The organism is Rhizobium sp. BK538 (genome assembly GCF_014197575.1).
GTDB lineage: Bacteria > Pseudomonadota > Alphaproteobacteria > Rhizobiales > Rhizobiaceae > Rhizobium.
In genome coordinates this window covers 1-23,555 of record NZ_JACIFT010000001.1, presented here as the reverse complement: position 1 = coordinate 23,555, position 23,555 = coordinate 1, and the positions used below count along the sequence as shown (strand labels likewise).

Below are 23,555 nucleotides of genomic sequence, written 5' to 3'. Positions count from 1 at the left end.
GGTGGATCATTGCAAATTCAATAGATCAGCCGCCGAACACGGAATGCTGAGCAAGCCTCAGAAACCACGCTGGAAACAGGCCAATGCCGATGGTGCCGGCGGCGGTGAAGGCCAGCGTGGCGCGCACCATAGGCGTCAGCGCCGGGTCGAACATCTTCTCCGGCTCGCGCATGTAGATCACCATGACGATGCGGATATAAAAGTAGGCGGCGACGACGCTCAGCAGCACCGCGATCACCGCCAGCATGACGAAACCTCGCTCGACCAGCGCGACCAGCACGTAGAACTTGGCGAAGAACCCGGCCGTCGGCGGAATGCCGGCCAGCGAGAACAGATAAAGCAGCATCACAAGCGCCAGACCGGGATGCGATTTGGCGAGACCCGCATAGTCTTCGACAACCTCGCCCGAGAAATCGGAGTTCCGCATCATGATGATGGTACCGAAAATGCCGAGATTCATGAAAGCGTAGATCAGCAGGTAAAGCATCACGCTGGCGATACCGTCCGCACCGCCGGCCGCCACGCCGAAAAGGGCGAACCCAGCATGGGCAATGCTGGAATAGGCCAGGAGGCGCTTGAAATTATCCTGCACCAGAGCCACGAAACTGCCGAGCGCCATTGTCACCACCGCAATGACCGCGACGATGATCCAGACATCCGAGGCTGCGATCAGAGGGTTGAGGAACACCCGCAGGATCACCGCGAACCCCGCCGCCTTGGGGCCCACCGACATGAAGGCGGTGATCGTGGTTGGCGCGCCTTCATAGACGTCCGGCACCCACATATGGAACGGCACCGCGCCGACTTTGAAGACCAGCCCCGCGACAATGAAGACCACCGCCAGCAGCAATCCGGGATCGAGGGGATCGCCGGTCACCGCCGCAGCCATCCCGTCGAGTTGTGTCGTGCCGGTGAGCCCGTAAACCAGCGAAACGCCGTAAAGGAAGATCCCGGTCGAGACCGCGCCGAGGATCACATATTTCAGCGCCGCTTCGTTCGATCGCCGCTCCTGCCGCAGGAAGCCGGTCAGCACATAGGTGCAGAGCACCATCAACTCGAGGCCCACATAGATCGACATGAGATCGGTCGCCGAGGCCATGATCATCATTCCCGAAAGCGCCAAAAGCAGCAGGACATAGTATTCGCTGCTGCCGATCCCTTCGATATCGGCATATTTTCGGGAAAGGAGGAATGTCAGGACGGTCGCGATGTAGAACACGAACTTGAAGAAGACCGCGAAGCGGTCGGCGATGAACATGCCGGTGTAGGCCGGCCGTACTTCGCTCGCCAGCATGAGTGTCGCCGCGGCGGCCATCAGCACAATGGCGACGGAGGCCCAGACAAGGAAGTGTTCCTGCCTCTTTTGCACGAATTGCCCCAGGATCAGCAGGATGCAAGCTCCGATGATCACCACGATTTCGGGCAGGCTCGCCACGATCGACTGGAAAAGCGCGGTGGCGGTCATCGGCCGCTCCCCTCGCCGTGCACGTGCGCCAGCAGATGGTGAACCGATGCGTCAATGATGTTGAGAAAAGGTTTTGGATAGAGCCCGACCCAGAGCACGAAGACGGCCAGCGGCAGCATCGCAGCGACCTCGCGGGCATTTACGTCACGTATCTTGAACCGCACGCCGACGCTGGGCGGACCAAGCGCGACTTTGCCATACATGCCAAGCAGATAGGCCGCGCCCAGTAAGGCACCCAAGATGGCTGCCGCGCCGACAGCCAGGTTGGCGGCAAACCCGCCCGCCAGCACGAGCAACTCGCCGACGAACGAATTCGTTCCCGGCAGCGCCATCGATGACAGAATGAACAAGGCAAGAAACGCGCTATAGACCGGCGCCACCTTCATCAACCCGCCATAATCGGCGATGCTGCGGGTGTGGGTCCGCTCGTAGATCAGGCCGACGAACAAAAAAAGGGCGCCCGTCGTTACGCCGTGATTGAACATTTGCAGGATGGCGCCCTCGAGCCCTCGCAGGTTCAGCGCGAAAATCCCCATCGTCACGAAGCCCATGTGGCTGATGCTGGAATAGGCCACCAGCTTCTTGAGGTCGTCCTGCGCCAGTGCAAGCAACCCGCCATAGACGATTGCAAGCGCTGAAAGCGCCAGCATCAGTGTCGAATAATATAGCGATGCCTCCGGTAGCATCGGCAGCGAGAACCGCAAGAATCCGTAGGCGCCCATTTTCAGGAGCACTCCGGCGAGAATAATGCTGCCTGCCGTTGGCGCCTGCACATGGGCGTCCGGCAGCCAGGTATGGACCGGGACCATCGGCACCTTGACCGCGAAGGCGACAAGGAAGGCGAAGAACAGCCACGACTGGACCCCGAACGGCAAGTCCTTCGCTGTCAGGGCGAGGATGTCGAAGGTCTTGCCGCCGTTGATGTAGAGCACGATGACGCCGATCAGGAACAGGACGCTGCCCGCCAGCGTATAGAGGAAGAACTTGAAAGCCGCGTAGATCCGGCCGTCTCCGCCCCAGACGCCGATGATCAGGTACATCGGGATCAGCATCGCCTCCCAGAAAACATAGAACAAGAACAGGTCGAGCGCTGAGAACACCCCAAGCATCAGCGCCTGCATGACCAGCAGACTGACCATGAACTCCTTCACCTTGCGGTCGATCGCGACCCACGAGGCGAGCACGCAAACCGCCCCCAGCAGCGCCGTCAGGAACACGAAAAGCGCGCTGATCCCATCGACACCGAGCGCAAAGGTTATGCCGAGTGCCGGCACCCACGGCCGCACCTCGGTGAACTGCATTTCGTGGGTCGAGGTGTCGAAACCGGCCAGCATGGCGATGCAGAAAGCGAGGTCGAGGACGGTGACAGCCAGCGCCGTCCACCGCACCGCACCGTCGCTGCGTAGAAACATCAGGACCGCTGCCCCGACAGCGGGCGTGAATACGATGAGGCTCAGGAGCGGTAACCCCATGGATCCCCCCTACCGCCACGCTACGGCGAAGACGACGGTGGCTACGATTACACCGACAATCATCGCCAGCGCGTAATGGGTAACGACACCCGTCTGTAGCCGCCGCAGCGTCCCGCCGCCGCGCAGGATCGTTTGGGCGACGCCATTCACGATGGCGTCTACGCCGATGAGATCGATCCGCAGTCCCGCCCGCGCTGCACCATATAGGAAGGGCAATGCCGCGGTCTCGGACACGTCGCTCACCGCCTTCTCATAGCGTGCCAGCGGCTTTTCGGCGAACCACATGAAGAGCCGCGCCCCCTTGCGATAGAACCAGTCAGTGTCGAGGCTGATCGTCTTCTCCGGGTCGAGGGCCTTGAGGAACAGCACGAACCCGAAGGCGGTGAACATCAGCAGGCCGAGGCTCTCCGTGACATGACTGCCCGTATAGGGTTCGAAGTCCACCTGATAGGGAAGAAGCGCATAAAGCGGCTGCGGGAATACGCCGATCGCAACGCAGAGGACCGCCGCCATGCCCATCGCAACCAGCATGTTGCGCGGCGGCTCCCGCGCCTGAAGCTTCCGGTCTGTGCCAAAAAACATGTAATACGGGAGCTTGAGCCCGGTGTGCAGAAACGTCCCCGACGAGGCCATCGTCAACGCCAGTACCACCAGCGCGCGATGATCCTGTCCGGCAGCGGCTATCACCATCGACTTGGTGACGAAGCCCGAGAAAAATGGAAAGGCCGAGATCGCGAAGGCGCCGACCATGTAGAGCGCCACCGTCAGCGGCATGTTCTTGTAGAGCCCGCCAAGCTCGGTGAGCTTGCGCTGCCCGGTGACGTAGATGACCGCCCCGGCCCCCATGAAGAGGAGAGCCTTGTAGAGGATATGCGCGAAGGCATGGCTCGTGGCACCGTTCACCGCCATCTCGGTCCCGATCCCGATGCCGGCCACCATGTAGCCGACTTGGCTGACGATGTGATAGGCCAGGAGCCGCCGGCAGTCGTTCTCCAGCACCGCGTAGATGACACCGTAGAGCGCCATCGCGGTACCGAGCCAGACCAGAAGCTCGGTCCCGGGAAACGCGCGCGCCAACACATAGACGGCGGTCTTGGTCGTAAAGGCGCTCATGAATACCGCCCCGGTGACGGTCGCCTCTGGGTAAGCGTCGGTCAGCCAGGCGTTGAGGGGTGGTACCGCGGCGTTAAGAAGGAACCCGGCAAGGATCAGGTAGGCGCCGGCGCCCATCCCCGCCTCGATCGGTCCGAAGAGCAGCGATCCTGTCGAGGTTCCATGGAGAATGATGCCCCCAAGCAACACGACGCCGCCAGTGACATGGACCATGATATACCGGAACCCGGCATTGATCGCCTGTCGACCGCCCTGGGCGAAGACCAGATAGGCAGAAGCAAAGGCCATGGTTTCCCAGAACAGGTAGAGCGTCAGGTAGTCGCCGGCGAACACCACGCCGAGCGCGCCGCCGACGTAGGCGAAGGCAGCGACATGCTGGCCGGGACGAGGCAAGTGCAGCGCGTAGACCGTTCCGATGAGAGCCATGATGGCAAAAACGGTGGCGAAGACGATGCTCAGCTTGTCGACCTTGGCGATCAGGATTTCCTGCCCGAGGAAGTGCGCCGCTCCATAACTGCCCGGCTGGACCGTTACCACTGCAAGGATCGCCAGCGCCGGGATCAGCAGCAGATAGACCTTCCGGATCGATCCGGTGAGGAAAGGGATCGGCAGGGTGCCAAGAATGAACAGCAGGGCCGGATGAGCGAAGTCAATCATAATAGTCCTCGCGCCGCATGAGTCCGCCCTGATGGCCAAGGAACTTGGAAACGAAGATCAGCAGAACGCAGGATAAGAAGCCATAGACGGCCGACCAGCCCGGCAGGCGGTCCCACAGATAAACCGCGTGTTCGCGGGGGACCAGAAAGTCGGCGATGACGATCAGAACGAGCACCAGATAGAACAGCCGGCGCCGCTGGTTGGCGTATTCTTCGTCACCAAAGAAATCGACCACGCGCTTGATCATCTGACAACTCCTTCCGCCAGGGCGAGGAAATAGTTGGGGAAGATGCCCATCGACACCGACAGGATGGCAGTTGCCACCAGCGGGATCGTCATCATCGGGATTTCACGGACCGTTGCCGGGCTTTTCTCGGCCTCCGTCTTGAAAAAGGCGAGATAGGTCACAGGCAGGAAATAGGCGGCGTTGAGAACCGAACTCACCAGGAACACAATCAGGAACGCGACGTCCCCCGCCTGCATCGAGCCCAGCGTCAGATACCACTTGCTGACGAAGCCCGCGGTCGGCGGCACCCCGATCATGCTCATCGAGCCGACGAAGAACGCGCCCATCGTCCAGGGCAGCCTGCGGCCGATACCGGCCATGTCGCTGATGTTCCGCTTGCCGGACGCACAATAGATCGACCCGGCGCAAAAAAAGAGGGTGATTTTGGAGAAGGCGTGAGCCGCAATGTGGATGATTCCGCCGACCATAGCGACCGGCGAGAGCAAAGCCGCGCCCAGCACGATATAAGAGAGCTGGCTGACCGTCGAATAGGCGAGCCTCGCCTTCAGGTCGTCGCGCGTCAGGGCGTAGACGGACGCCATCAGGATCGTGAACGAGACCAGATAGGCCGTGGCGATGCCCAGGTGCAGACTGTCCATCAGCCCTGTGCCGAAGACATGGAACACCACGCGCAGCACGCAGAACACGCCCATCTTGACCACGGCCACCGCATGCAGGAGCGCGCTGACCGGTGTCGGCGCCACCATCGCCGCCGGCAGCCAGGCGTGCATGGGCATTATCGCGGCCTTGGCGAAGCCGAAGAGATAGCAGAAATAGACGACCGTCAGCAGCGGCGCCGAGGCATTGACGCCCGCCAACAATCCGCCTGCCCTGAAATCGAGCGACCCCACAATGGAGTAGGTCAGCGCCAGCGCGGCGAGAAGCGCGCTTTTCGAGGCGCCCATCAAATAGACAAGGTACTTGCGGCTGCCCGTCCACGCCTGTTTGTCCTCGTGGTGGTAAACGAGCGGATAGGTCACGAGGCTGAGCATCTCGTAGAAGATCACCAGCGTGAACAGGTTGGCGGCGAAGGCGCCGCCCACGGCCGCCGCGAGACTGGTGGCAAAGCAGGCGAAGAAGCGGGTCTGCGCGTGTTCGTTCAAGTGCCGCATGTAGCCGATGGAATAGATCGCCGCCGCGATCCACAGCAGCGAAGAAACGGTGGCAAACACCATGCCAAGCGCATCGACCCGGAAAGCCAAGTCAATCCCCGGCAGGATCTCGAACAGGCGCAAGTCGATCGTCCCGCCCGAAAGCACCGTCGGCGCCATCGAGGCGACAATTGCGAACATGGCGATAGCCGCCAATGGCGAGACGAGATCGCGGAGTCGTTCGCGGTTGTTCAGGAGGAGAATCGCAAGGGCCGCCAGACCTGCGACGGCAACGGCAAGCAGCGGCCGGATCGATATCACCGGGTCCAAACCGCTATCCTTTCATGATGGTCACGTCGTCGACCTTGAGGGTGGACTTGTTCCTCACGAGGGCGACCAGGATACCGAGGGCGACGGCAACCTCCGCCGCTGTGATTGCGATGACGAAGATCGCGAAGATCTGCCCGCGGAAATCGTCGTCGTAACGCCCGAAGGCGATGAAATTGATGTTGACCGAGTTGAGCAGAAGCTCCAGCGACATCAGCACGACCAGGATATTGCGCCTGATGAGCACGCCTGCCGCCCCGATCACGAACAGGACCACTCCGAGCAAGATATACCAGGAGAGCGGAACCATCACTCCTGCTCCTTCCGCGCCAGCACGATGGCACCGACCAGGGCGGCGAGCAGGATGACGGAGGCGGCCTCAAACGGCAGCAGGTAGTCGGCAAAAAGCGTCGTGCTGAGCTGCCTGATCTCATCGCCACCGCGCACAGCGGCGGGCTCGGTGACCGAAAAGCGCTTGCTCCACAGCACCAGCACGAGCATCTCGACACCAAGCAGGACGAGCAGCACCAGCGCCGGCAGGTTGCCGCCCGGCAAGAACCGCTGCAAAATCGCTTCGCGCACATCGATCATCATGATCACGAACAGGAACAGGACCATGATCGCGCCGACATAGACGAAGATCTGGATGACCGCGAGCAACGGCGCGTCGAGCAAGATGAAGATAGCAGAGATTTGCAGGAAACAAGCCATCAACGCCAATGCGCTGTGAACCGGACTGCGCGCCATAACCACAGTCAGGGCCGCAATCACGGACACCGTCGCGAACAGAAGAAAGAACCCCTGACCCATCGACGCGACCCTCCCACGACAACTGTGACCCAGCGCGAGACGGCCGGATTTGAGATAGTTGCGCACTTCAGGTGCATTTATAAATTGTGCCCTAGTCTCGGATTTTTCACAAGATTATTGTCATTGGTGGAGCAAGACCGGGCCGATCCGATTGTGGCGAGCCCCGCTCGCGAGAGGCTGGCGGAGCGAGCCTGCGCCCGATGGTCAATATGCTCCCCGAATATGCGCAGCCGCGCCGACCTTCGCTGCGGGCGGGGTGCCGCCCACCGCGGCCGCCAAGACAACGCAGGCCGATGACGATGTCCAATGGCTGATGATCGGCCGGCCCGTCACCGCTTTGAAGGCCTGGCTCTCTCAAGCGAAAATCGAAGCTGGACCAGTCTTTCGACGCATCGATCAACGGGGCAGTATCGATCGGCGGCCACTGACGCCCCAGTCGGTCACGCCGCCGAAAGGCCAACCTGGAGCCGGACAAGTTCCCGGCGCATGGGTTTCGGTCCGGCTATCTGACCGAGGCAGCCACACGGCAGGTGCCGCCGCAGGAGGCGATGCAGCGGTGCAGTGCTAGTCAATCAATCAGGCCGCATCGCACCAACATTCTTGCATTCCTTTCTTGCAAATATGGAGTAAAGCTCCATAAATACAAGGATGATTAAGCGTAGAATTGAACGTGAACTGAACGACCTGATCGGCTCTCAGCCTGCCGTCGCACTCATTGGCCCGCGGCAAGTGGGCAAGACAACGCTGGCGCTCGACATCAGCCAAACACGACCGTCGATCTACTTGGACCTGGAGTCCGATGCTGACCGCGCCAAGCTCAGCGAGCCAGAACTCTATTTGAGCCAGCACAGCGATAAGTTGGTCATCCTTGACGAAGTACAGCGTTTGCCGAACCTGTTCCAGAACCTGCGAGGTCTTATCGACCGCGGCCGGCGATCCGGCCGCAGAGCCGGTCAGTTCCTGCTCCTTGGATCAGCGTCCATCGAACTGTTCAAACAGTCGGGCGAAACACTGGCGGGCCGAATAGCCTATCTTGAAATGCAGCCAATCGATGGCCTCGAGATCGCAGAAGCAGATCTCAATGCACTGTGGCTTCGCGGCGGGTTCCCCGATAGCTTCCTGGCCCCTAGCGATAAGGCAAGCCAACGCTGGCGGCAGGATTTCATTCGCACGTATTTGGAACGAGATATCCCGCAGCTCGGTCCAAGAATTCCAGCCGAAACGCTCAGGCGTTTTTGGACTATGCTCGCGCACCGCCAATCCAGTGTTCTGAATGCAGCCGATTTTGCCCGCGCACTCGGCGTTGACGGCAAAACCGTCGCATCCTACCTCGAATTGCTGGTCGATCTCTTGCTCGTGCGTCGGCTTGAACCTTGGCATGCTAACCTCGGCAAACGTTTGGTGAAGTCGCCCCGCATCTATGTTCGCGACAGCGGCATCACCCACACCCTGCTCGGACTCGCGACCGAGGAACAGTTGCTTGGTCATCCGGTGGTAGGCGCAAGTTGGGAAGGATTTGTCATTGAAACGCTGATTGCAGCCGCTCCAAGCGATACGCAGGCGCATTTCTATAGAACCGCGGCAGGCGCAGAAATCGATCTGCTGCTGACGCGACCAGGTGGCCGTCCCTGGGCCATTGAAGTCAAGCGGAGCCTGACACCCAAAGTCGAAAAAGGATTCTACCTTGCGTGCGAAGACCTTCAGCCCGAAAGGCGGATTGTTGTCTATCCGGGTCGGGAAACCTATCCGCTCAAGGGTGACGTCGTTGCAATGTCTCTTCCGACAGCAGGAACGCTTTTGCACGACACCGATTGAACGAGGGTCTACGAGCCGGGCGACCGTCCCGAGGATGCCGTTGCGACCCGCATTTCGGAAACCATCCAAGGTATCCGCCAGCTGTGCTTGATTGACGTAGAGCGATCATTTTCGACGCTCCACGATGCCACGCCCGGTGCGGAAGCGAATAAGGCGGCGGTGAAGACCAAGGATCGAAGCAATGGTGTGCCATTATCAGCCAAGTAGGTCTCCCTGCGTGGAAAAGACGGCCGCGTTCGCAGCCGAGCCTAAGATAATGCCAATGACGAGAATCTGAACGAAAAAGCGCCGCGACATCGACGGTCGCGGCGCTTTGTATCGTGTCGTTTATTTCAGAATTCGCGCCAATCTTCAGCCGCCGCACCGCCAGCAAAAGCTGTCGAGACCTTCCGTATCTTTGCCGCTGGAGCGTTTCTCTGTGGCAGTCGCGGTGCATGGGCAGATTGCGTCGTCCCGGCAGAGCCCTGAAAGCGGAATTTTGACAGCTGGCTTGTCAGCGAACCCGCTTCGTCAGCCAGCTTGTGGCTGGCTGCGGATGTCTCTTCGACCATCGCCGCATTCTTCTGCGTGGATTGATCGAGTGAATTGACCGCGGCGTTGATTTCTTTGAGCGCCGTAGACTGTTCCTTCGCAGCCTCGACGATTGAGCTCACGTGGCGGTTGATTTCCTGCACTTCACTGACGATCTCCGTCAGCGCCGTACCAGTCTCGCCGACCAGGGTCACGCCGGAACGCACTTGATCACCGGAATTGCTGATCAGTTGCTTGATTTCCTTCGCTGCATGGGCGGAGCGTTGTGCAAGTTCGCGAACTTCCTGAGCGACGACTGCAAAGCCTTTGCCCGCCTCGCCGGCCCGGGCAGCCTCGACGCCGGCGTTTAGTGCCAGCAGGTTGGTCTGGAATGCAATGTCATCAATGACGCTGATGATATTGTTGATCTCGTTCGAGGAACCTTCGATCTGGCTCATCGCGGCAACCGCACGCTTCACGACTTCGCCCGAGCGCTCGGCATTTGTGCGTGTTCGTGCAACAAGGTTGCCGGCCTCTTCGGCGCGACGGGTCGAGTCATTGACCGTCGTCGAAATTTCATCGAGCGCTGCGGCAGTCTGTTCAATTGATGCGGCCTGCTGTTCGGTGCGCTTTGCCAGATCATTCGAAGCTCCGCTGATCTCGCGGGCACCGGCATCGATCGACAAAGCGTTATCGCCGATCGTCTTCAACGCCGATTGAAGCTTCTCGACCGAGTTGTTGAAGTTAAGGCGCAGCGTATCGAGAGATGCAGCGAACGGCTTGTCGAGACGGATATCGAGATTGCCGGCGGCCATTTCCTCAAGTGCTTGGCCGAGCTGTTGAACGGCATCGTTCGTCTGCGCCGATAGCGCCTCGCGTTCCGCCGCGGTTGCTTCGAGCCGCGCATTCTCATCAGCGGTGCGCCGGGCGTCGGCTGCGGCGCGCGCCTCAGCCTGCGAGGTCACGGCCTCGCGCACGGCGCCAACGGCCTTCGCCAAATCGCCGACCTCGTCACTGCGGGCCTCGATATCGCTGGTGCTTTCGTTGTTGCCCTCTGCCATCCGCTGCAGGGCGATCTGCAGCTTGGCCATCGGCAAAGTGATCGAGCGGGTCGCGAGGAACGCAGCGGCAATAGCCATAAGCACGGCGCCTCCCAATGACCCCAGTGCCAGCGTCTGGAAGCCCGCGACGACGACGCTGACGCCACTGCCGACTGACTTGTTCAAGTTTTCCTGATAATCGATGAACTTGTTGATGGCCTTGAGCCAGTTGACGAAGAGAGGCGTTGCCTGCTCGATTAGCATCTTCTTGGCTTGCACCGGGTCATTCGCCATCTGGCGCGCGATGATATCTGCGACAACCGGATTGGTTTTCGACTGAACGTCGGCAATCTCCGCAACGATCGCCTTCTCGGGCTCAGTCGCAGCGCCCGGCATCGAGATCATCGCATTCATCTTCTGCTCGTTTTGCGCATAAGTCGCGGCAAGCTTTGCAATGAGATCGATCGCGGTCTGACGGCCGGCAGGGTCATCGCGCAAAACGACATCGCGAATGGCAATTGCCCGGTCATGAACGCTGCCCCGGAAATTGATGGCAAAGCGCTGCTTGACGCTGTTGACCTCGTTAATCTGCACGAGGTCGTGGTCGACATAGTTCATCTTTGAAATGGAAAAGAGCGTCAAGCCAATCATGAGCAGCAGCAGGAAACCGAAAGCTGCATAAAGGCGGGGGCCGATGCCAAAACGGAAAGTCATTTGCAATCCTCCAAGCGCAAATAGCCGCGCAAGCAACGAATTGCGCGATGCCGCAACGATGAGTGTTATCCGGGGGCACCCGGCCGAGCGCCGTTGAACTCATTTCTCGCTTTGTCTGAAGAAAGCACTCGTGAATAAACAGATAATGAAAGATGGTTAATAACTATAATATGAGCAAAATAATTATACTCTGGCCAAACAATGTGTCGCACAAGTATTGCAGGTTGCAATTCAAAAGCTGCTTGGTTTTCTTGATCCGGCTTTGAATCACTCTGTTTGCAGCTGATACCAGTGCTTCCAGCGATGCCGCGACAGTACGTGTATCTTCCGGGAGCGATCGCTTCCTCAGATACTGGTATGGTTGGTGAGTTCCTCGAGCCGGAAGGGGGCGTTAGCATGAGGAGAGGCATTAGTGTCGCAAAGAACTGCACAACCTGGCGGCACTTCAATTGCCGTCGACCACGACCATGCCCGTCGCGTTAGTTGTGTGCACCTGGAGCACCAACTTGGCAATCTCGATTCCAATCGTGGGAATCTCTTCCACCGACAGGGCCTTCTCATGCGTCATGCGTCATGGGGTCAGAACGTTACGTGGCTACGCCGCGAAGGCTGACTGCTCGATTTGACGACATGATCGTGAACCGCCCTGCTCGAACTAGAAACAGCTGAGGCGCGCCTTCGACTGCGCCTGGCCGGGCGTTGCACCGATACGTCCAAGGCGCAGTCTACTCAGTACGACATTGCAGGGTGAAGCAAGGCGTCTCTACGCGGTCTCAAGCCTGAGACTTGCGGTATCGGCAGCTGCTACGATGTTCTCCAGCACGGAAATTTCCTCTTCTGTCAGATCTGTGAGTGGAGCCCGGACAGAGCCGGGATCGCGGCCTATCACCTTTAGCCCGGCCTTGATGATCGAGACTGCATAGCCTCTTCTTCGGTTGCGCAGGGCAACGAATGGGAAGAAGAAATCCTTGAGAATCCGGTCGACGGTCCTTTGGTCGCCGTTTCGCAGCGCCTGATAAAAACGTTGTGCCAGTTCCGGGACAAAATTGAAGACGGCTGACGAATAGGTCGTTACACCAGCGGCGAAATAGGCCTGAGCATAGACTTCGTGCGTCGGCATGCCGCCAACATAGACGAGGCGGTCGCCAATCTTGGTGGTGATCTCAATGACGCGGTCGACGTCCCCGACCCCATCCTTGAAACCGATCAGGTTGGGGCATTCGTCGCAGAGTTGCGCAAGACTGTCTGCCGACAGGATGGCGTTATCACGGTTATAGACGATCACCCCGATCCCGACTGCGTTACAGACTGCCTTTACATGCGCAACCAGGCCGGCCTGTTCCGAAAACATCAGATATGGCGGCAGGAGCAGCAGCCCATCGGCGCCGGCCCTTTCGGCTGATCGTGCAATCTCGACTGCAAGCGAGGTCCCATAGCCTGTTCCCGAAATGATTGGCGTCTTGCCGGCTGCCTTCTTGGCGGCACGTATGACCAGCGGCACCTCCGCAGGATTGAGTGAGAAGAACTCGCCGGTACCGCCGGCTGCAAAAAGTGCGCTTGCCTGAAAGCCAGCCAGCCAGTCGACGTGTGTGCGGTATGCCGCCTCGTCAAACGTGTTGTCGCTGTCGAAATGCGTCACGGGAAAGGAAAGCAAGCCGTCGCCGACCGCTTTCTTGATGGCATCGGGTTCCATGTCAATGTCCTTGAGTTATTGCTCTATCGAAGGATTTGGAGGCGCGATCACAGATGCCCGGCTTCCATGGCCTCAAGCAGGGCGGCGATGTAACCATAGCAAAAGCTGAAGGCTACACCGCTGGCATCGCGACCGCTGATGCTCGGTACATGATCCGGCATGACCATGTATTTGTAGCCGACCTCCTTATACACTTTCAGCGACCGGACCATGTCCATGTCACCCTCGTCGGGGAAGGTTTCCATGAAGGAAAGCGCGCCGCCGCGAATGTTGCGGAAGTGCAGGTTGAAGATCTTGTCGCGTGTGCCGAACCAGCGAATGATGTCGTTGATCTCCTCACGCGGATTTTCGAGCATCTCGCCGATCGACCCTTGGCAGAAGTTCAAACCGTGATAGGGGCTTTCCCGCATCTGGACGAACTTCTTGAGCCCGTCGACCGTCCCAAGCACGCGCATGACGCCGCGATAGCCGGGAGGCGTGTAGGGATCGTGGGGATGGCAGGCAAGGCGAATGCGGTTGCTTTCGGCAACGGGAACGACCCGTTCGAGAAAGTAATCGATACGCTCCCAGTTTTCGTCCTCCCGGAGCACTCCCGCAAGGCCAGGCGCCGCCTGGTGGTCCGCCTTGTCCCAACGAAATGCCTCGTTGAGCGATCCGCCGCGGCCTTTTTCGAGTTCGGTGCGCGGAATGCCGATCAAATTGAGATTGTATTTGGTCGCAGGTATGCCTGCCTTGGCGCAGTTCTCGATCATCTGGCAGACAGCGTCGATCTGCCGGTCGCGCTCGGGCCCGGCCAAGAGGATATCGGGATAGGATGCGTTCTCGATCGGTTTCGACGGCAGGGGAAGCTGGATCATGTCGAGCACAAGCCCAAAGCTTTCCACATGATCACGATGACGCTCTAGATCTTCCAGCGTCCAGCTTGACGGGGCGCCCGGCGGATCGGCCGATATATGCTTCACCCCAAGCTGAGCAAAAACACGAAAATCGTCATCGTCGCGCACTGCGACCTGCGTTCCCAAATACACCTTCATCCTCCCGAATGATCAGATCATGTCATATGACATAATATGAATTTCGGAGGCTGTCGAGTATTATTGCTGCTCTGCGAGCATTCGATAGCGTCGCTGGCTTGCCATCATGTGGGCGCGCATGGCCTGGCGGGCCCGATCCGGATCCTGATCTGCGATGGCCGAGAGGATCTCCCCATGCTCGGCATGGACCTTTTCGAGATAGGCGCGGTCATTGGCTTCCGGCAAGGTCGGAAACTGTCCGCGCGGTATGGCACGAGGACCGAAGTGGCGCAGAACATCGACGTAAAACCGGTTGTTCGTAGCGGCAGCGATGGCCATGTGAAACTCGTAGTCGGCCTCGACGGTCGGTTGCCCAGCTTCAATCAAATTCGCCATCTTCCTGTTGGCCGCGCGGATGGCGGCTTCTTGCTCGGCTGTCCTGCGATAGGCTGCTATGGCCGCGGCCTCGCCTTCGGCAGCCATTCGAAATTCCAGCAATTCAAGGGTCTCTGGGATGCTTTTTACTTCGATTGGCGTGAGCGAGAGACCCGTCTTTGTTTTGGGGTCGGCGACAAAGACACCCTTGCCTTGAACCGGTTGGACAAAGCCTGCCGCGCGCAGGTCGGCAATTGCCTCCCTGACGACCGTCCGGCTGACGCCAAAGGTAGCCTCAAGCTGCGGCTCGGTTGGCAGTTGATCCCCCTCTCGCAGCTTTCCCGTCTCGATCTGCAGGCGCAGTTGATCGATGACCTGCTGTGCCAGCCGCTGCCTGCCGCGATTGATCGTTACCATCATGCCCGTCCCAATCTATCCATCCGGTCTCGTCCGCACGACGCTTGCAAAGCGCTCTGATCTTCGATAAATCATAATACGACATACGGACGACATATTATGTCTCGTATAGTAACTCAGGGAGGAGTTGCAATGAAGTATTTTCCCAGAAGTCTGTTTGTAAGCGTCGCCTTAAGTGCGCTCACCATGGCGGCCCAGGAGCTCAAGGCGGCCACGCCCGCTGACCAGCTTGTTATCGGGACATCGCTGGCCCAGGTTCTGTCGCTCGACCCGCAGCAAGCGACGGAAGGTAAGGCCGTCGAGATCATGTCAAACCTCTACGATCGGCTGGTGGCAACGACGCCGGACGGAAAGATCGTGCCGCAGCTTGCAGAAAGCTGGCAGGTCGATGACAAGGGGATCACTTTCAAGCTGCGTGAAGCAGCGTTTGCCTCAGGCAATCCGGTCACGTCGAAGGACGTTGTCTATTCTCTAGGGCGACTTCTAAAGCTCGACCAGGCTGCGGCAGCAAACCTGAAGCGAGTCGGCTACACGAAAGACAATGTCGACCAGTTGGTCAAAGCGATTGACGTCAAGACCGTGCGTATCGATCTTTCCGACACGGTGACGTCGGAACTTTTGCTTTACCGGCTCGCCATGGCGATTGCGAGCGTGGTCGACAGCGTCGAGGTCGAAAAGCACGTCGTCAACGACGACTATGGAAACGCCTGGCTTAGAACCCATTCTGCCGGCTCCGGTCCGTTCACACTCAATCGCTGGTCGCCGAACGAGCTCGTCATTCTTGACGCCAACAAGGACTATGTCGCGGGCGCGCCGAAGATGCGCCGTGTCATCGTCCGGCATGTGCCTGAAAGCCAGGTCGAACGCTTGATGCTGGAGCGCGGCGACATCGATCTTGCCAGCGCCCTGACGGCGTCTGATCTGGCGATTTTCAACGGCAGGAAGGGCTTTGAGGTTCAGCGCGTGCCCACCGGCGGTTTTTATGTTCTGGCGATGAACGCGGGCAACAAGTATCTCGCCAATCCAAAGGTGCGCGAAGCGATCGCCTACAGCATCGACTATCAGGGTATCGAAAAGACGATCATGGGGCCGTACGGTCGCGTCAGGACGGTCCCGGTACCAGAGAATTACGAGTATGCGGTACCAAGTCCGGACTGGCACCTCGATGTGGCCAAAGCAAAGCAGCTGTTGGCCGACGCGGGTTTCAAGGATGGCTTTTCCCTGACGCTGAAGACCATAGCTCAGACACCTCGTGTCGATCTGGCAACGGCCATTCAGGCCTCACTCGGCCAGATCGGCATCAAGGTCGATGTCCAGCAGGGAAATGGCTCCGACATCATTTCGGCCCACCGGGCGAGAAACTTTGATCTCCTGATCCCACAGACTGGCGCCTACATGCCGAACGTCCTCGGTGCGATGGAGCAGTTTGCATCCAATCCGGACAATTCGCTCGAAGCCAACAATGCCGGCAACTTCGTGTGGCGCTCGGCCTGGGACATTCCGGAATTGACCGCAGTGACGGCAAAGGCGTCGATGGAGCCTGACCCCAAAAAACGCGGCGAGCTTTATGTTGAGATGCAGAAGATGTTCATCGACCAAAAGCCCGCCGTGCTGCCGATGTTCGAGCGTTTCGAACCCATCGTCTTGAACAGCAAGGTTCAGGGCTATGTCGGCCATCCCAATCTGATAACGCGCCTTGAAGGCGTGACCAAGGCCGAGACCGAATAAACAAGGTCGCCGATCATGAAAGAACTGTCCGTAACCGAACTGGGATGGCGGCTTTGGCATCTCGTTCTCAGCCTCTTCATCCTTCTGTGCGTCACTTTCGTGATCGGCCGCGTCTTGCCCGCCGATCCTGTCGGGGCCATCGTCGGCGAGCTTGCAGATCCGGCTGCCTACGCCGCCATGCGCCAGAAGCTCGGCCTTGACCTGTCGATCTACCAGCAATTTCTGATCTATCTGAAGGGGCTCGCTCAGGGCGATTTCGGGACGGCGGTTCTGACCGGCAATCCGGTATCGGCGGATCTCGCCCAAGCATTCCCGGCGACATTCGAACTTGCCACCCTGGCAATTCTCATCTCGACGTTTGTTGGTGTACCCTTTGGCCTGACTGCCGCGCTTTTTCGCGACAGTTTCATCGACAAGGTTGCTCGCGTGATTGCACTTGTCGGTCATTCGATCCCGGTCTTCTGGTTCGGAATTGTCGGCCTGGTTATCTTCTATGCCGGCTTGAACTGGGTTGGTGGCCCTGGACGCATGGATGTCTTTTACGAGGGCCTCGTCACGCCGCAGACGGGCCTCTTGCTGGTCGACAGCCTTTTGCAGGGCGAAACCGAGATTTTCTGGAACGCACTCGGCCACATCATTCTCCCAGCTGTCATCCTTGCCTATGCGGCCATGGCCTACATTACCCGGATGACACGCAGCTTCACGCTGGAACAGCTAAGCCAGGACTATGTGATTGCCGCGCGCGCAAAAGGCGTCGGCCCGGCAAGGACCGTCATCAGCCACGTTCTTCCCAACATTGCCGTACAGCTCATCACCATTCTTGCGATCTCCTACGGTGGGCTTCTTGAAGGCGCGGTCGTGACCGAGATCGTCTTTTCATGGCCAGGCATCGGTCAATACATGACGAACGCGCTGATGATCGGCGACATGAATGCCGTCGTTGCAGGTACGATCGTCATCGGTTTCATCTTCATGTTTCTGAATTTCCTCGCGGATATCGCCTATGCGATCTTCGATCCGCGCACGAGAGAGGCGGCGCGATGAGCGAGGCAATTGACACCAATCTTCCTATTCGTCCACCGAGCCTTCCAGCACGCATCATAGCGTCTTCGGCCCGTATCGTCTCGAAGCTTGTGCAGGAGCCGCTCGGTCTTGCAGGCTTCGTCATTCTTGGGCTGCTCTGCATCGTCGCGATTATTGCCCCTTGGCTTGCGCCCTACGATCCGAATATCCAGGTTCTTTCCGACGCCTTGCAGCCGCCGAGTGCCGCGCATTGGGCCGGCACCGACGAGTTCGGGCGCGACATTCTGAGCCGGCTGATTTACGGAACGCGGATCACCGTTCACACGGTACTCTCGATTTCTCTGATTGTAGGTCCCATCGGTCTCCTGATCGGCGTGGTTGCTGGCTTCTTCGGTGGCCGCACCGATGCGCTGCTGATGAGAGCGACAGACATCGTTCTTTCCTTTCCTTCGCTGATCCTGGCGCTTGCGTTTGCCGCGGCCCTTGGCGCCGGACTGACCACTGCGATCATCGCCATTTCCCTGACTGCCTGGCCGCCGATAGCCCGGCTGGCACGCGCCGAGGCTCTGGTTGTCAGGAACGCCGACTACGTCGCTGCTGCGCGGCTTTACGGAGCCTCGCCGCTGCGCATCCTGCTCGTCTACATCGCGCCCATGTGCATCCCCTCGGTGATCGTTCGCCTGACGTTGAACATGGCCGGGATCATCTTGACGGCCGCCTCCCTCGGCTTTCTCGGACTGGGTGCACAACCTCCGGCGCCGGAGTGGGGCGCAATGATATCGAACGGACGCAAGTTCATGCTGGACTACTGGTGGGTTGCCGTCATGCCGGGCTTGGCTATCCTGATTTCCAGCCTTGCCTTCAATATCGCGGGCGATGCGCTTCGCGACATTCTGGATCCTCGCCATGCAAGATCATGAGATGAGACCCCTGCTTTCCATCAGGAAATTGAACGTGAGTTTCGCCAGGAGCGCGGTTCCCGCCGTGTCCGACGTAAGCTTCGACGTCGGGCGTGAGCGCGTCGGGATCGTCGGCGAGTCCGGCTCGGGCAAATCGACGACGGGACGCGCGATCATGCGCCTTCTACCGCCGAGTGCTAATGTCACGGCGTCGCGTCTCGAGCTTGACGGGCGGCCCCTTCTGTCGCTGCCGGAGCGGCAGATGGGCAAGATTCGGGGCAAGGACATCGCGTTGATCATGCAGGATCCTCGCTACTCGCTCAATCCGGTGCTGACGGTCGGCAAGCAGATCGCCGAGGCGGCTCGCCTGCATCTTGATCTGCGCGGCCGCGCTGCGCTTGCCGCCGCAACCAGAGCGCTCGAGCGCGTGCGGATCAACGACCCGGAACGCGTGATGACGCTTTATCCGCACCAGATTTCCGGCGGCATGGGGCAACGCGTGATGATTGCCATGATGCTCCTTGCGAAGCCGAAACTGGTCATTGCCGACGAGCCGACATCGGCCCTCGATGTCAGCGTCAGGAAGGATGTGCTGACACTGCTCGATGAGCTCGTCCGGGAGAATAATTCCGGACTGCTGTTGATCAGCCACGACATTCGCATGGTCGCAGCTTTTTGCGAGCGGATTATCGTCATGTATTCCGGGCGCGTGATCGAAACGCTGACCCGGCTCGAAGACGCGCGCCATCCCTATACACGAGGACTTATGGCAGCGATGCCGGATCCGAAAAATCCGGTACGGCGCCTTGCTGTTCTCGACCGGACAAAGCTCGATCTGGAGAATGCATGATGATTGAAGTAGGCGATCTCGATGTCGTGTTTGCTTCGGGCAAGCAGGAAAATCACGTGGTCAAGGAAGTGAACTTCAAGGTGGCGCGTGGTGAGACCCTGGGCATCGTCGGCGAGTCTGGCTGCGGCAAGTCCACCCTGCTGCGCTGCCTTGCTGGTATGGAACGGGGCTGGTCAGGAGAGATTGCGCTGGCCGGCAGGGTCGTCGGCAAGACGCGCAGCCGCGAGGACCTCAAATGTGGGCAGATGGTTTTCCAGGATCCCTACGGTTCGCTTCACCCCCGTCATCGGATCGGAACGGCGCTCGCCGAGCCTTTGAGGGCTATGAACCACGTCGATATCTGGCAGAAGGTGGACAAGGCCCTGCGCCAGGTCGGTCTGCCGGCAGGCTTTGCCAACCGCTTCCCCCATGAGCTCTCCGGTGGGCAGCGCCAGCGCGTTGCGATCGCCAGGGCCCTGATACTTTCGCCACCCATTCTCCTGCTCGATGAACCAACCTCGGCGCTGGATGTTTCCATACAAGCGGAAATTCTGAACCTCCTGGCAGATCAGCGTGATGAGCGAGGCCTGACCTATGTGCTTGTCAGTCACGATCTCGCCGTCATCGCGCACATGTGCGATCGCGTTTTGATCATGAAGGACGGCCGCTTCGTCGACGAGCTCACCAAGGCGGATCTGCAGGCGGGGGTAACCCACCACGCCTATGGCCGCGAATTGTTCGGCGCAAGCTTCATCTGACCTAAGATCGCGTGAGCGATCGAACCGCACGGATTGGTGAGGCGCTCTTCGACGGCGCCGATTGAATGTGATGTCCTTCGTGGCATGCAACATGCGCGACGCGATCGCCAGCGCGCCGGATAGCATGACCCTTGCAGTTCGTCGTTCCGCGACTTGAACTTGAAGAAAATCCGACGATGCGGGCAAGCCGCGTTCAAGCCCTCACCGCTTCAGATCCCCCGACGCATCCTCCACTGGAAGCCGTTGACGTTGTGTGATTGGAGACAATCGGTCTCGATAGCGGCCAGATGTTTTACCCACATCGGTCCGGCAAGTATCGGAGGTTCAAAAAAATATGGTCATAATCTCAGTCCGTTGACAGGTTGCGCGATGCATATTGGAACAAAGGGCTTCCTCATCCATAAGTTACTCTATAAAAATAGTCGTGTAATTATGGCACTGACAGCCTTGGACAAAAGGCCTGAGAGGAGACAGACATGACAAATGCTTTGCCCCCGCTTCATGGAGGACATGCTCCAATTACGCTTCAAGAGCTTTTCCGCGAGGCAGTGTACGTCTTCGAGGAATGGGACGACGAATTGGTCGAGCCGATCGTTACCTTCGAAGGACGGGTGATCCCAATCAGCCATGTGTTTGAGGCTATGCGGCACTGCAACGACATCGTTCCAATGCACATGGCCGGCGCAATCGCCGACCGCCTGACAAAGCCATGGGAGGGCGATGGACCACTGGACCAGATGAGCTTTTCGACTGCCGCAAGGGTCATGGCCGTATTGGTTCGCAAGCGCCTGCTTTTCGGCGAAATGCATGGATTCGCATCGTTTGCGATAGTCGGAAGCCAGCGAAATTCGCGCCGCTGATGGAGCCGGGCAAAGCGTCGGACAGCCTTTCCTGCCCGGCGCGACCTATCTCATCAAATGCAGGCCATGGCCGCGCGAGCGTTGCAAGAGAATGGCCCGAAAGGACACGGCCGCCCGACGATCGCGCTGACCGCGACAAAGATTTCCGCACCAGTCCGATTGCGGTTTGCAGCGCCCACCGCGAAGGAAGCCCGTCGTCATCGATCAGGCATCGAGCGCGACAGCCTTCGTCAAAGTGCGTTCGGCGGCTGATGAGAAGCGGAGTATTCCCTATGGAGGGACGGGCACTCTTTGGGCGCCATCGGAGCCAGACTGCCGGGAACCGCTGATCAGACGATCAATCGACGTCGGATCGCCTCGGCTATGGCCTGGGTCCGATTGGATGCGCCGAGCTTCTTGGCCGCCGACTTGATGTAACTGTTCACAGTCTCGACTTGGTATCCGGTCGCCTTTGCAACACCCTGGCTGGTTAGTCCGAGGCTCGCCTTCGACAAGCACGCTATTTCACCTTTCGACAACCGCAAATGGTTTGCAGCGAAGCGGTCGACAAGCGGTTTTGTGACCGCGGTGTGGATCGCCTCGGCGATCAGAGCAAGGAACGTGATCTCGTCGTCGTTGAACGGAGTGGACCGCGTGAAGCCGACTGCTCCATAGACGGTACTGTCTCGAAGGATTGGAACGATGGTCCTGTTGTGGACTGCGAACGTCCGTTGAAGATACAGGAGCCTTTGGGGAACTTCCTGTTTCTGATACACGTCGCTCTCGATTACCACCGCCGTTGATGACTTGCTGGCCTGGACGAGCGGGTCCACGAACAGGAGTTGATCGGCCATATACGCTTCGATGAACGCGGGTGGCAGATCGGTGTCGATGGAGAAGCCCCCTCCGAAACGGTAGTGGTCGACATCGAGTCCTGAAATGAAAATGTAATCGAAGGGCACGGCCAACCGGAGCCTATCGATGAGTTCGTTTTTTCCAAAGTAGCGGTGCTTCGGAACCGAGCGAAGGTCTATGTAGTCGTCCAATGCGTCTGGAGATAGGATCGAAATGGCGTTGACGGGCATCGGGGCAGCTTCGGTTATTGCAGAATCTACCCCAGTTATGGCGCTCGGCAGTTAGCCGAAGCTTAACGACTTGATGAAGGTCGTGTGCCGGGTAATAGATTGCTATTGGCTTGGCATCTGGTCGAACGCCGTCGCCCACCGCGCAAGGCGTCACGCTTCCTTCCGACCGCTTTCGCCACGGTCCTATGCGGCGTTCTTATCATGCTCTGGACCGTCCGGTGTCTTGAACTGCAGTTCAGCCAGACGCTTGTAGAGTCCCCCGCCGCGCAAAAGCGCAGAATGCGTGCCTTGCTCCACGATCCGGCCTCCGTCCATCACCCGCATCCTGTGCGGCGCGCGATTTCTTGCGCACAGACCGTCCGAAGTAGATCAGCGGCGCAATTATGAGCGGAATTACGCCGACGGCGATCGTCGATAGGCGCGGGCTGGTGACGAACATCATGCCGAGCGCGCCCGCACAGAGGATCGCGTTTCTCAGAGCCACGGACGCCGACAGGCTGACCGCCGCTTTGATCTGGGTGGCGTCTGCTGTAAGGCGCGACGCTATCTCTCCCGAGTGGTTGCAGTCAAAGAACCGAGCTGGAAGACGAACGATATGATTGAAGACCTTGGCGCGAAGGTCCGTCACGATCCGCTCACCGAGAGTGGCGACAAACTAGTAGCGTAGCGCGCCGGCTACGGCCACGCGACAGCCAGAGCCATCACCATGAGAAAGTATTTGTCGATGAACGTCCCGTCGGGTTGCCCGAAACCATTGTCGATCATGCGACGAACGGCCATCGGCAGAGAGAGCGAAATCAACGCGGCGCACGTGAGCGCCAGAACCGCGCATATTGTCAGCCCGCGATGATGTCGCAGGAAAGGAGCGAGGCGTACGAGGCTGGCCGCGGCTCGTTTTTGCGAGGACGCTAGATGCCGGCTTCCGTCGTCGCGTTCGAGCGACTGGTCTTTGAGACTGGAAGTCTGTCGGTCGTGCTGGGCTACCATCAACACCTTGATCTCCGAATAAATGTGACGGTGCCCTTGTCCACCTGACGGACTGCAGCGTCTTTGATGATGATCAATTATTGGAGAGCGTTTCGAAACCGGACGCCCTTAGGCTTACTAGATCGATCCCGCGACGGCGTCCCGTCGACCGCCCTGCCCTTAACTTTTCATAAGTAAATCAACCCTATTTATGGGGTGCGTTTCGTATCCTCCGGAGGCGTACGCAAGAACCTCGCATCAAGGACCGGGCATTGGCAGAATCGTCGGCGTCTTCTTCAGCGCGCGTGGCTTCCTTAGTTGAGGCGCTGCTCGGGGCTGGATGCGATATGTGGTCTGTTGGAACGGGCTATTTTGTGGGAGAGCCGCGGGAGGAACCCGCGGCAACGCGTGCTCAGGAAATTCTGCGTGAGTTTGGTCCGAGGGACCACTTGAGGACCGAAATCTCAAACCACCTGCGGGCGATCGGTCGCGACATCGCCCGCGATTTTGTCGTGGACTAGGCTAAGGCGGCTACGCCACGTGCCGCGCCAGGGCGCAGCGCGACCAGAGCGAATGCAGGGCATCGACGAGATGCTCGATGTCGGCGTCGCTGTGCAGCGGCGTCGGGGT

The 23,555-nt window shown here is 59.1% G+C and carries 20 protein-coding genes and 2 pseudogenes; 8 read left to right on the top strand and 14 right to left on the bottom strand.

Annotated elements, in window-relative coordinates; translation table 11 throughout:
• Window positions 1-25 precede the first annotated feature (25 nt).
• From FHX09_RS00100 to FHX09_RS00070, 7 genes are read right to left on the bottom strand one after another with little or no spacing between them, the layout of a single operon-like run.
• Window positions 26-1,465, bottom strand: coding sequence for an NADH-quinone oxidoreductase subunit N (locus FHX09_RS00100; protein WP_184448949.1), 1,440 nt, complete (start codon window positions 1,463-1,465; stop codon window positions 26-28).
• Window positions 1,462-2,937: an NADH-quinone oxidoreductase subunit M gene (locus FHX09_RS00095; RefSeq protein ID WP_184448947.1), complete on the bottom strand. Its 1,476-nt coding sequence runs from the start codon at window positions 2,935-2,937 to the stop codon at window positions 1,462-1,464. Before FHX09_RS00095 ends, FHX09_RS00100 begins: the two co-directional genes overlap by 4 nt.
• Window positions 2,938-2,946: 9 nt before the next feature.
• Entirely contained in the window at window positions 2,947-4,707 is a 1,761-nt protein-coding gene (locus FHX09_RS00090) for a Na(+)/H(+) antiporter subunit D (RefSeq protein WP_184448945.1), read from the bottom strand.
• Window positions 4,700-4,954, bottom strand: coding sequence for a hypothetical protein (locus FHX09_RS00085; protein WP_007795354.1), 255 nt, complete (start codon window positions 4,952-4,954; stop codon window positions 4,700-4,702). Before FHX09_RS00085 ends, FHX09_RS00090 begins: the two co-directional genes overlap by 8 nt.
• The gene (locus tag FHX09_RS00080; protein WP_184448943.1) at window positions 4,951-6,414 is read right to left on the bottom strand and encodes a monovalent cation/H+ antiporter subunit D family protein; all 1,464 of its coding nucleotides are present in this window, start codon (window positions 6,412-6,414) and stop codon (window positions 4,951-4,953) included. The genes FHX09_RS00085 and FHX09_RS00080 overlap by 4 nt, the downstream gene beginning before the upstream one ends.
• A 4-nt stretch (window positions 6,415-6,418) precedes the next feature.
• The gene (gene nuoK, locus FHX09_RS00075) at window positions 6,419-6,721 is read right to left on the bottom strand and encodes an NADH-quinone oxidoreductase subunit NuoK (RefSeq protein ID WP_007795349.1); all 303 of its coding nucleotides are present in this window, start codon (window positions 6,719-6,721) and stop codon (window positions 6,419-6,421) included.
• The gene (locus tag FHX09_RS00070) at window positions 6,721-7,221 is read right to left on the bottom strand and encodes an NADH-quinone oxidoreductase subunit J (protein ID WP_184448941.1); all 501 of its coding nucleotides are present in this window, start codon (window positions 7,219-7,221) and stop codon (window positions 6,721-6,723) included. The genes nuoK and FHX09_RS00070 overlap by 1 nt, the downstream gene beginning before the upstream one ends.
• Before the next feature lie 277 nt (window positions 7,222-7,498).
• Here FHX09_RS00070 and FHX09_RS29505 point away from each other — a divergent pair.
• Window positions 7,499-7,877 (top strand): annotated as a pseudogene (locus FHX09_RS29505) (hypothetical protein); the annotation flags it as partial.
• Window positions 7,870-9,036 carry an ATP-binding protein gene (locus FHX09_RS00065; RefSeq protein ID WP_184448939.1) on the top strand — a complete coding sequence of 389 codons (1,167 nt, stop codon included), beginning with the start codon at window positions 7,870-7,872 and terminating at the stop codon, window positions 9,034-9,036. The pseudogene FHX09_RS29505 and the gene FHX09_RS00065, both read left to right, overlap by 8 nt.
• Before the next feature lie 332 nt (window positions 9,037-9,368).
• Here the strand turns inward: FHX09_RS00065 and FHX09_RS00060 are convergent, their stop codons facing one another.
• From FHX09_RS00060 to FHX09_RS00045, 4 genes are all read right to left on the bottom strand, one after another.
• A complete protein-coding gene (locus FHX09_RS00060) occupies window positions 9,369-11,300 on the bottom strand; it encodes a methyl-accepting chemotaxis protein (RefSeq protein ID WP_184448937.1) in 1,932 nt (643 codons plus the stop codon).
• Window positions 11,301-12,063: 763 nt separating this feature from the next.
• Window positions 12,064-12,993, bottom strand: a complete 930-nt coding sequence (gene kdgD, locus FHX09_RS00055) for a 5-dehydro-4-deoxyglucarate dehydratase (RefSeq protein WP_183718666.1) — start codon at window positions 12,991-12,993, stop codon at window positions 12,064-12,066.
• 47 nt (window positions 12,994-13,040) lie between these two features.
• Window positions 13,041-14,021, bottom strand: coding sequence for a mannonate dehydratase (locus FHX09_RS00050; RefSeq protein ID WP_184448935.1), 981 nt, complete (start codon window positions 14,019-14,021; stop codon window positions 13,041-13,043).
• A gap of 66 nt (window positions 14,022-14,087) precedes the next feature.
• Entirely contained in the window at window positions 14,088-14,798 is a 711-nt protein-coding gene (locus tag FHX09_RS00045) for a FadR/GntR family transcriptional regulator (RefSeq protein WP_132588282.1), read from the bottom strand.
• 132 nt (window positions 14,799-14,930) lie between these two features.
• Here FHX09_RS00045 and FHX09_RS00040 point away from each other — a divergent pair, with 132 nt between their 5' ends.
• The 6 genes from FHX09_RS00040 to FHX09_RS00015 all read left to right on the top strand — a co-directional run bounded on the left by FHX09_RS00040 (window position 14,931) and on the right by FHX09_RS00015 (window position 20,895).
• On the top strand, window positions 14,931-16,526 hold the full coding sequence (locus tag FHX09_RS00040) for an ABC transporter substrate-binding protein (protein WP_132588174.1): 1,596 nt from the start codon (window positions 14,931-14,933) through the stop codon (window positions 16,524-16,526).
• 15 nt (window positions 16,527-16,541) lie between these two features.
• Window positions 16,542-17,570: an ABC transporter permease gene (locus tag FHX09_RS00035; protein ID WP_132588175.1), complete on the top strand. Its 1,029-nt coding sequence runs from the start codon at window positions 16,542-16,544 to the stop codon at window positions 17,568-17,570.
• Window positions 17,567-18,469, top strand: a complete 903-nt coding sequence (locus FHX09_RS00030) for an ABC transporter permease (protein WP_132588176.1) — start codon at window positions 17,567-17,569, stop codon at window positions 18,467-18,469. The genes FHX09_RS00035 and FHX09_RS00030 overlap by 4 nt, the downstream gene beginning before the upstream one ends.
• Window positions 18,456-19,298: an ABC transporter ATP-binding protein gene (locus FHX09_RS00025; protein WP_184448932.1), complete on the top strand. Its 843-nt coding sequence runs from the start codon at window positions 18,456-18,458 to the stop codon at window positions 19,296-19,298. Before FHX09_RS00030 ends, FHX09_RS00025 begins: the two co-directional genes overlap by 14 nt.
• Window positions 19,298-20,035: an ABC transporter ATP-binding protein gene (locus FHX09_RS00020; RefSeq protein WP_184449242.1), complete on the top strand. Its 738-nt coding sequence runs from the start codon at window positions 19,298-19,300 to the stop codon at window positions 20,033-20,035. Before FHX09_RS00025 ends, FHX09_RS00020 begins: the two co-directional genes overlap by 1 nt.
• A 476-nt stretch (window positions 20,036-20,511) precedes the next feature.
• The gene (locus FHX09_RS00015; protein WP_184448930.1) at window positions 20,512-20,895 is read left to right on the top strand and encodes a hypothetical protein; all 384 of its coding nucleotides are present in this window, start codon (window positions 20,512-20,514) and stop codon (window positions 20,893-20,895) included.
• 329 nt (window positions 20,896-21,224) lie between these two features.
• Here FHX09_RS00015 and FHX09_RS00010 read toward each other — a convergent pair whose 3' ends face one another.
• From FHX09_RS00010 to FHX09_RS00005, 3 genes and pseudogenes are all read right to left on the bottom strand, one after another.
• Window positions 21,225-21,959: a LuxR family transcriptional regulator gene (locus FHX09_RS00010; RefSeq protein WP_184448928.1), complete on the bottom strand. Its 735-nt coding sequence runs from the start codon at window positions 21,957-21,959 to the stop codon at window positions 21,225-21,227.
• Between the two features lie 183 nt (window positions 21,960-22,142).
• Window positions 22,143-22,274, bottom strand: a complete 132-nt coding sequence (locus FHX09_RS30250; protein WP_281040941.1) for a hypothetical protein — start codon at window positions 22,272-22,274, stop codon at window positions 22,143-22,145.
• 7 nt (window positions 22,275-22,281) lie between these two features.
• A pseudogene (locus FHX09_RS00005) lies at window positions 22,282-22,946 on the bottom strand (ABC transporter transmembrane domain-containing protein); the annotation flags it as partial.
• Window positions 22,947-23,555: the final 609 nt, after the last annotated feature.

Bases quoted from the DNA above. Each gene is read 5' to 3' on its own strand.
- FHX09_RS00100 (WP_184448949.1), bottom strand. From the start codon at position 1,465: ATGACCGCCACCGCGCTTTTCCAGTCGATCGTGGCGAGCCTGCCCGAA.
- FHX09_RS00095 (WP_184448947.1), bottom strand. From the start codon at position 2,937: ATGGGGTTACCGCTCCTGAGCCTCATCGTATTCACGCCCGCTGTCGGG.
- FHX09_RS00090 (WP_184448945.1), bottom strand. From the start codon at position 4,707: ATGATTGACTTCGCTCATCCGGCCCTGCTGTTCATTCTTGGCACCCTG.
- FHX09_RS00085 (WP_007795354.1), bottom strand. From the start codon at position 4,954: ATGATCAAGCGCGTGGTCGATTTCTTTGGTGACGAAGAATACGCCAAC.
- nuoK (WP_007795349.1), bottom strand. From the start codon at position 6,721: ATGGTTCCGCTCTCCTGGTATATCTTGCTCGGAGTGGTCCTGTTCGTG.
- FHX09_RS00070 (WP_184448941.1), bottom strand. From the start codon at position 7,221: ATGGGTCAGGGGTTCTTTCTTCTGTTCGCGACGGTGTCCGTGATTGCG.
- FHX09_RS00065 (WP_184448939.1), top strand. From the start codon at position 7,870: ATGATTAAGCGTAGAATTGAACGTGAACTGAACGACCTGATCGGCTCT.
- FHX09_RS00060 (WP_184448937.1), bottom strand. From the start codon at position 11,300: ATGACTTTCCGTTTTGGCATCGGCCCCCGCCTTTATGCAGCTTTCGGT.
- kdgD (WP_183718666.1), bottom strand. From the start codon at position 12,993: ATGGAACCCGATGCCATCAAGAAAGCGGTCGGCGACGGCTTGCTTTCC.
- FHX09_RS00045 (WP_132588282.1), bottom strand. From the start codon at position 14,798: ATGGTAACGATCAATCGCGGCAGGCAGCGGCTGGCACAGCAGGTCATC.
- FHX09_RS00040 (WP_132588174.1), top strand. From the start codon at position 14,931: ATGAAGTATTTTCCCAGAAGTCTGTTTGTAAGCGTCGCCTTAAGTGCG.
- FHX09_RS00035 (WP_132588175.1), top strand. From the start codon at position 16,542: ATGAAAGAACTGTCCGTAACCGAACTGGGATGGCGGCTTTGGCATCTC.
- FHX09_RS00030 (WP_132588176.1), top strand. From the start codon at position 17,567: ATGAGCGAGGCAATTGACACCAATCTTCCTATTCGTCCACCGAGCCTT.
- FHX09_RS00025 (WP_184448932.1), top strand. From the start codon at position 18,456: ATGCAAGATCATGAGATGAGACCCCTGCTTTCCATCAGGAAATTGAAC.
- FHX09_RS00020 (WP_184449242.1), top strand. From the start codon at position 19,298: ATGATTGAAGTAGGCGATCTCGATGTCGTGTTTGCTTCGGGCAAGCAG.
- FHX09_RS00015 (WP_184448930.1), top strand. From the start codon at position 20,512: ATGACAAATGCTTTGCCCCCGCTTCATGGAGGACATGCTCCAATTACG.
- FHX09_RS00010 (WP_184448928.1), bottom strand. From the start codon at position 21,959: ATGCCCGTCAACGCCATTTCGATCCTATCTCCAGACGCATTGGACGAC.
- FHX09_RS30250 (WP_281040941.1), bottom strand. From the start codon at position 22,274: ATGGACGGAGGCCGGATCGTGGAGCAAGGCACGCATTCTGCGCTTTTG.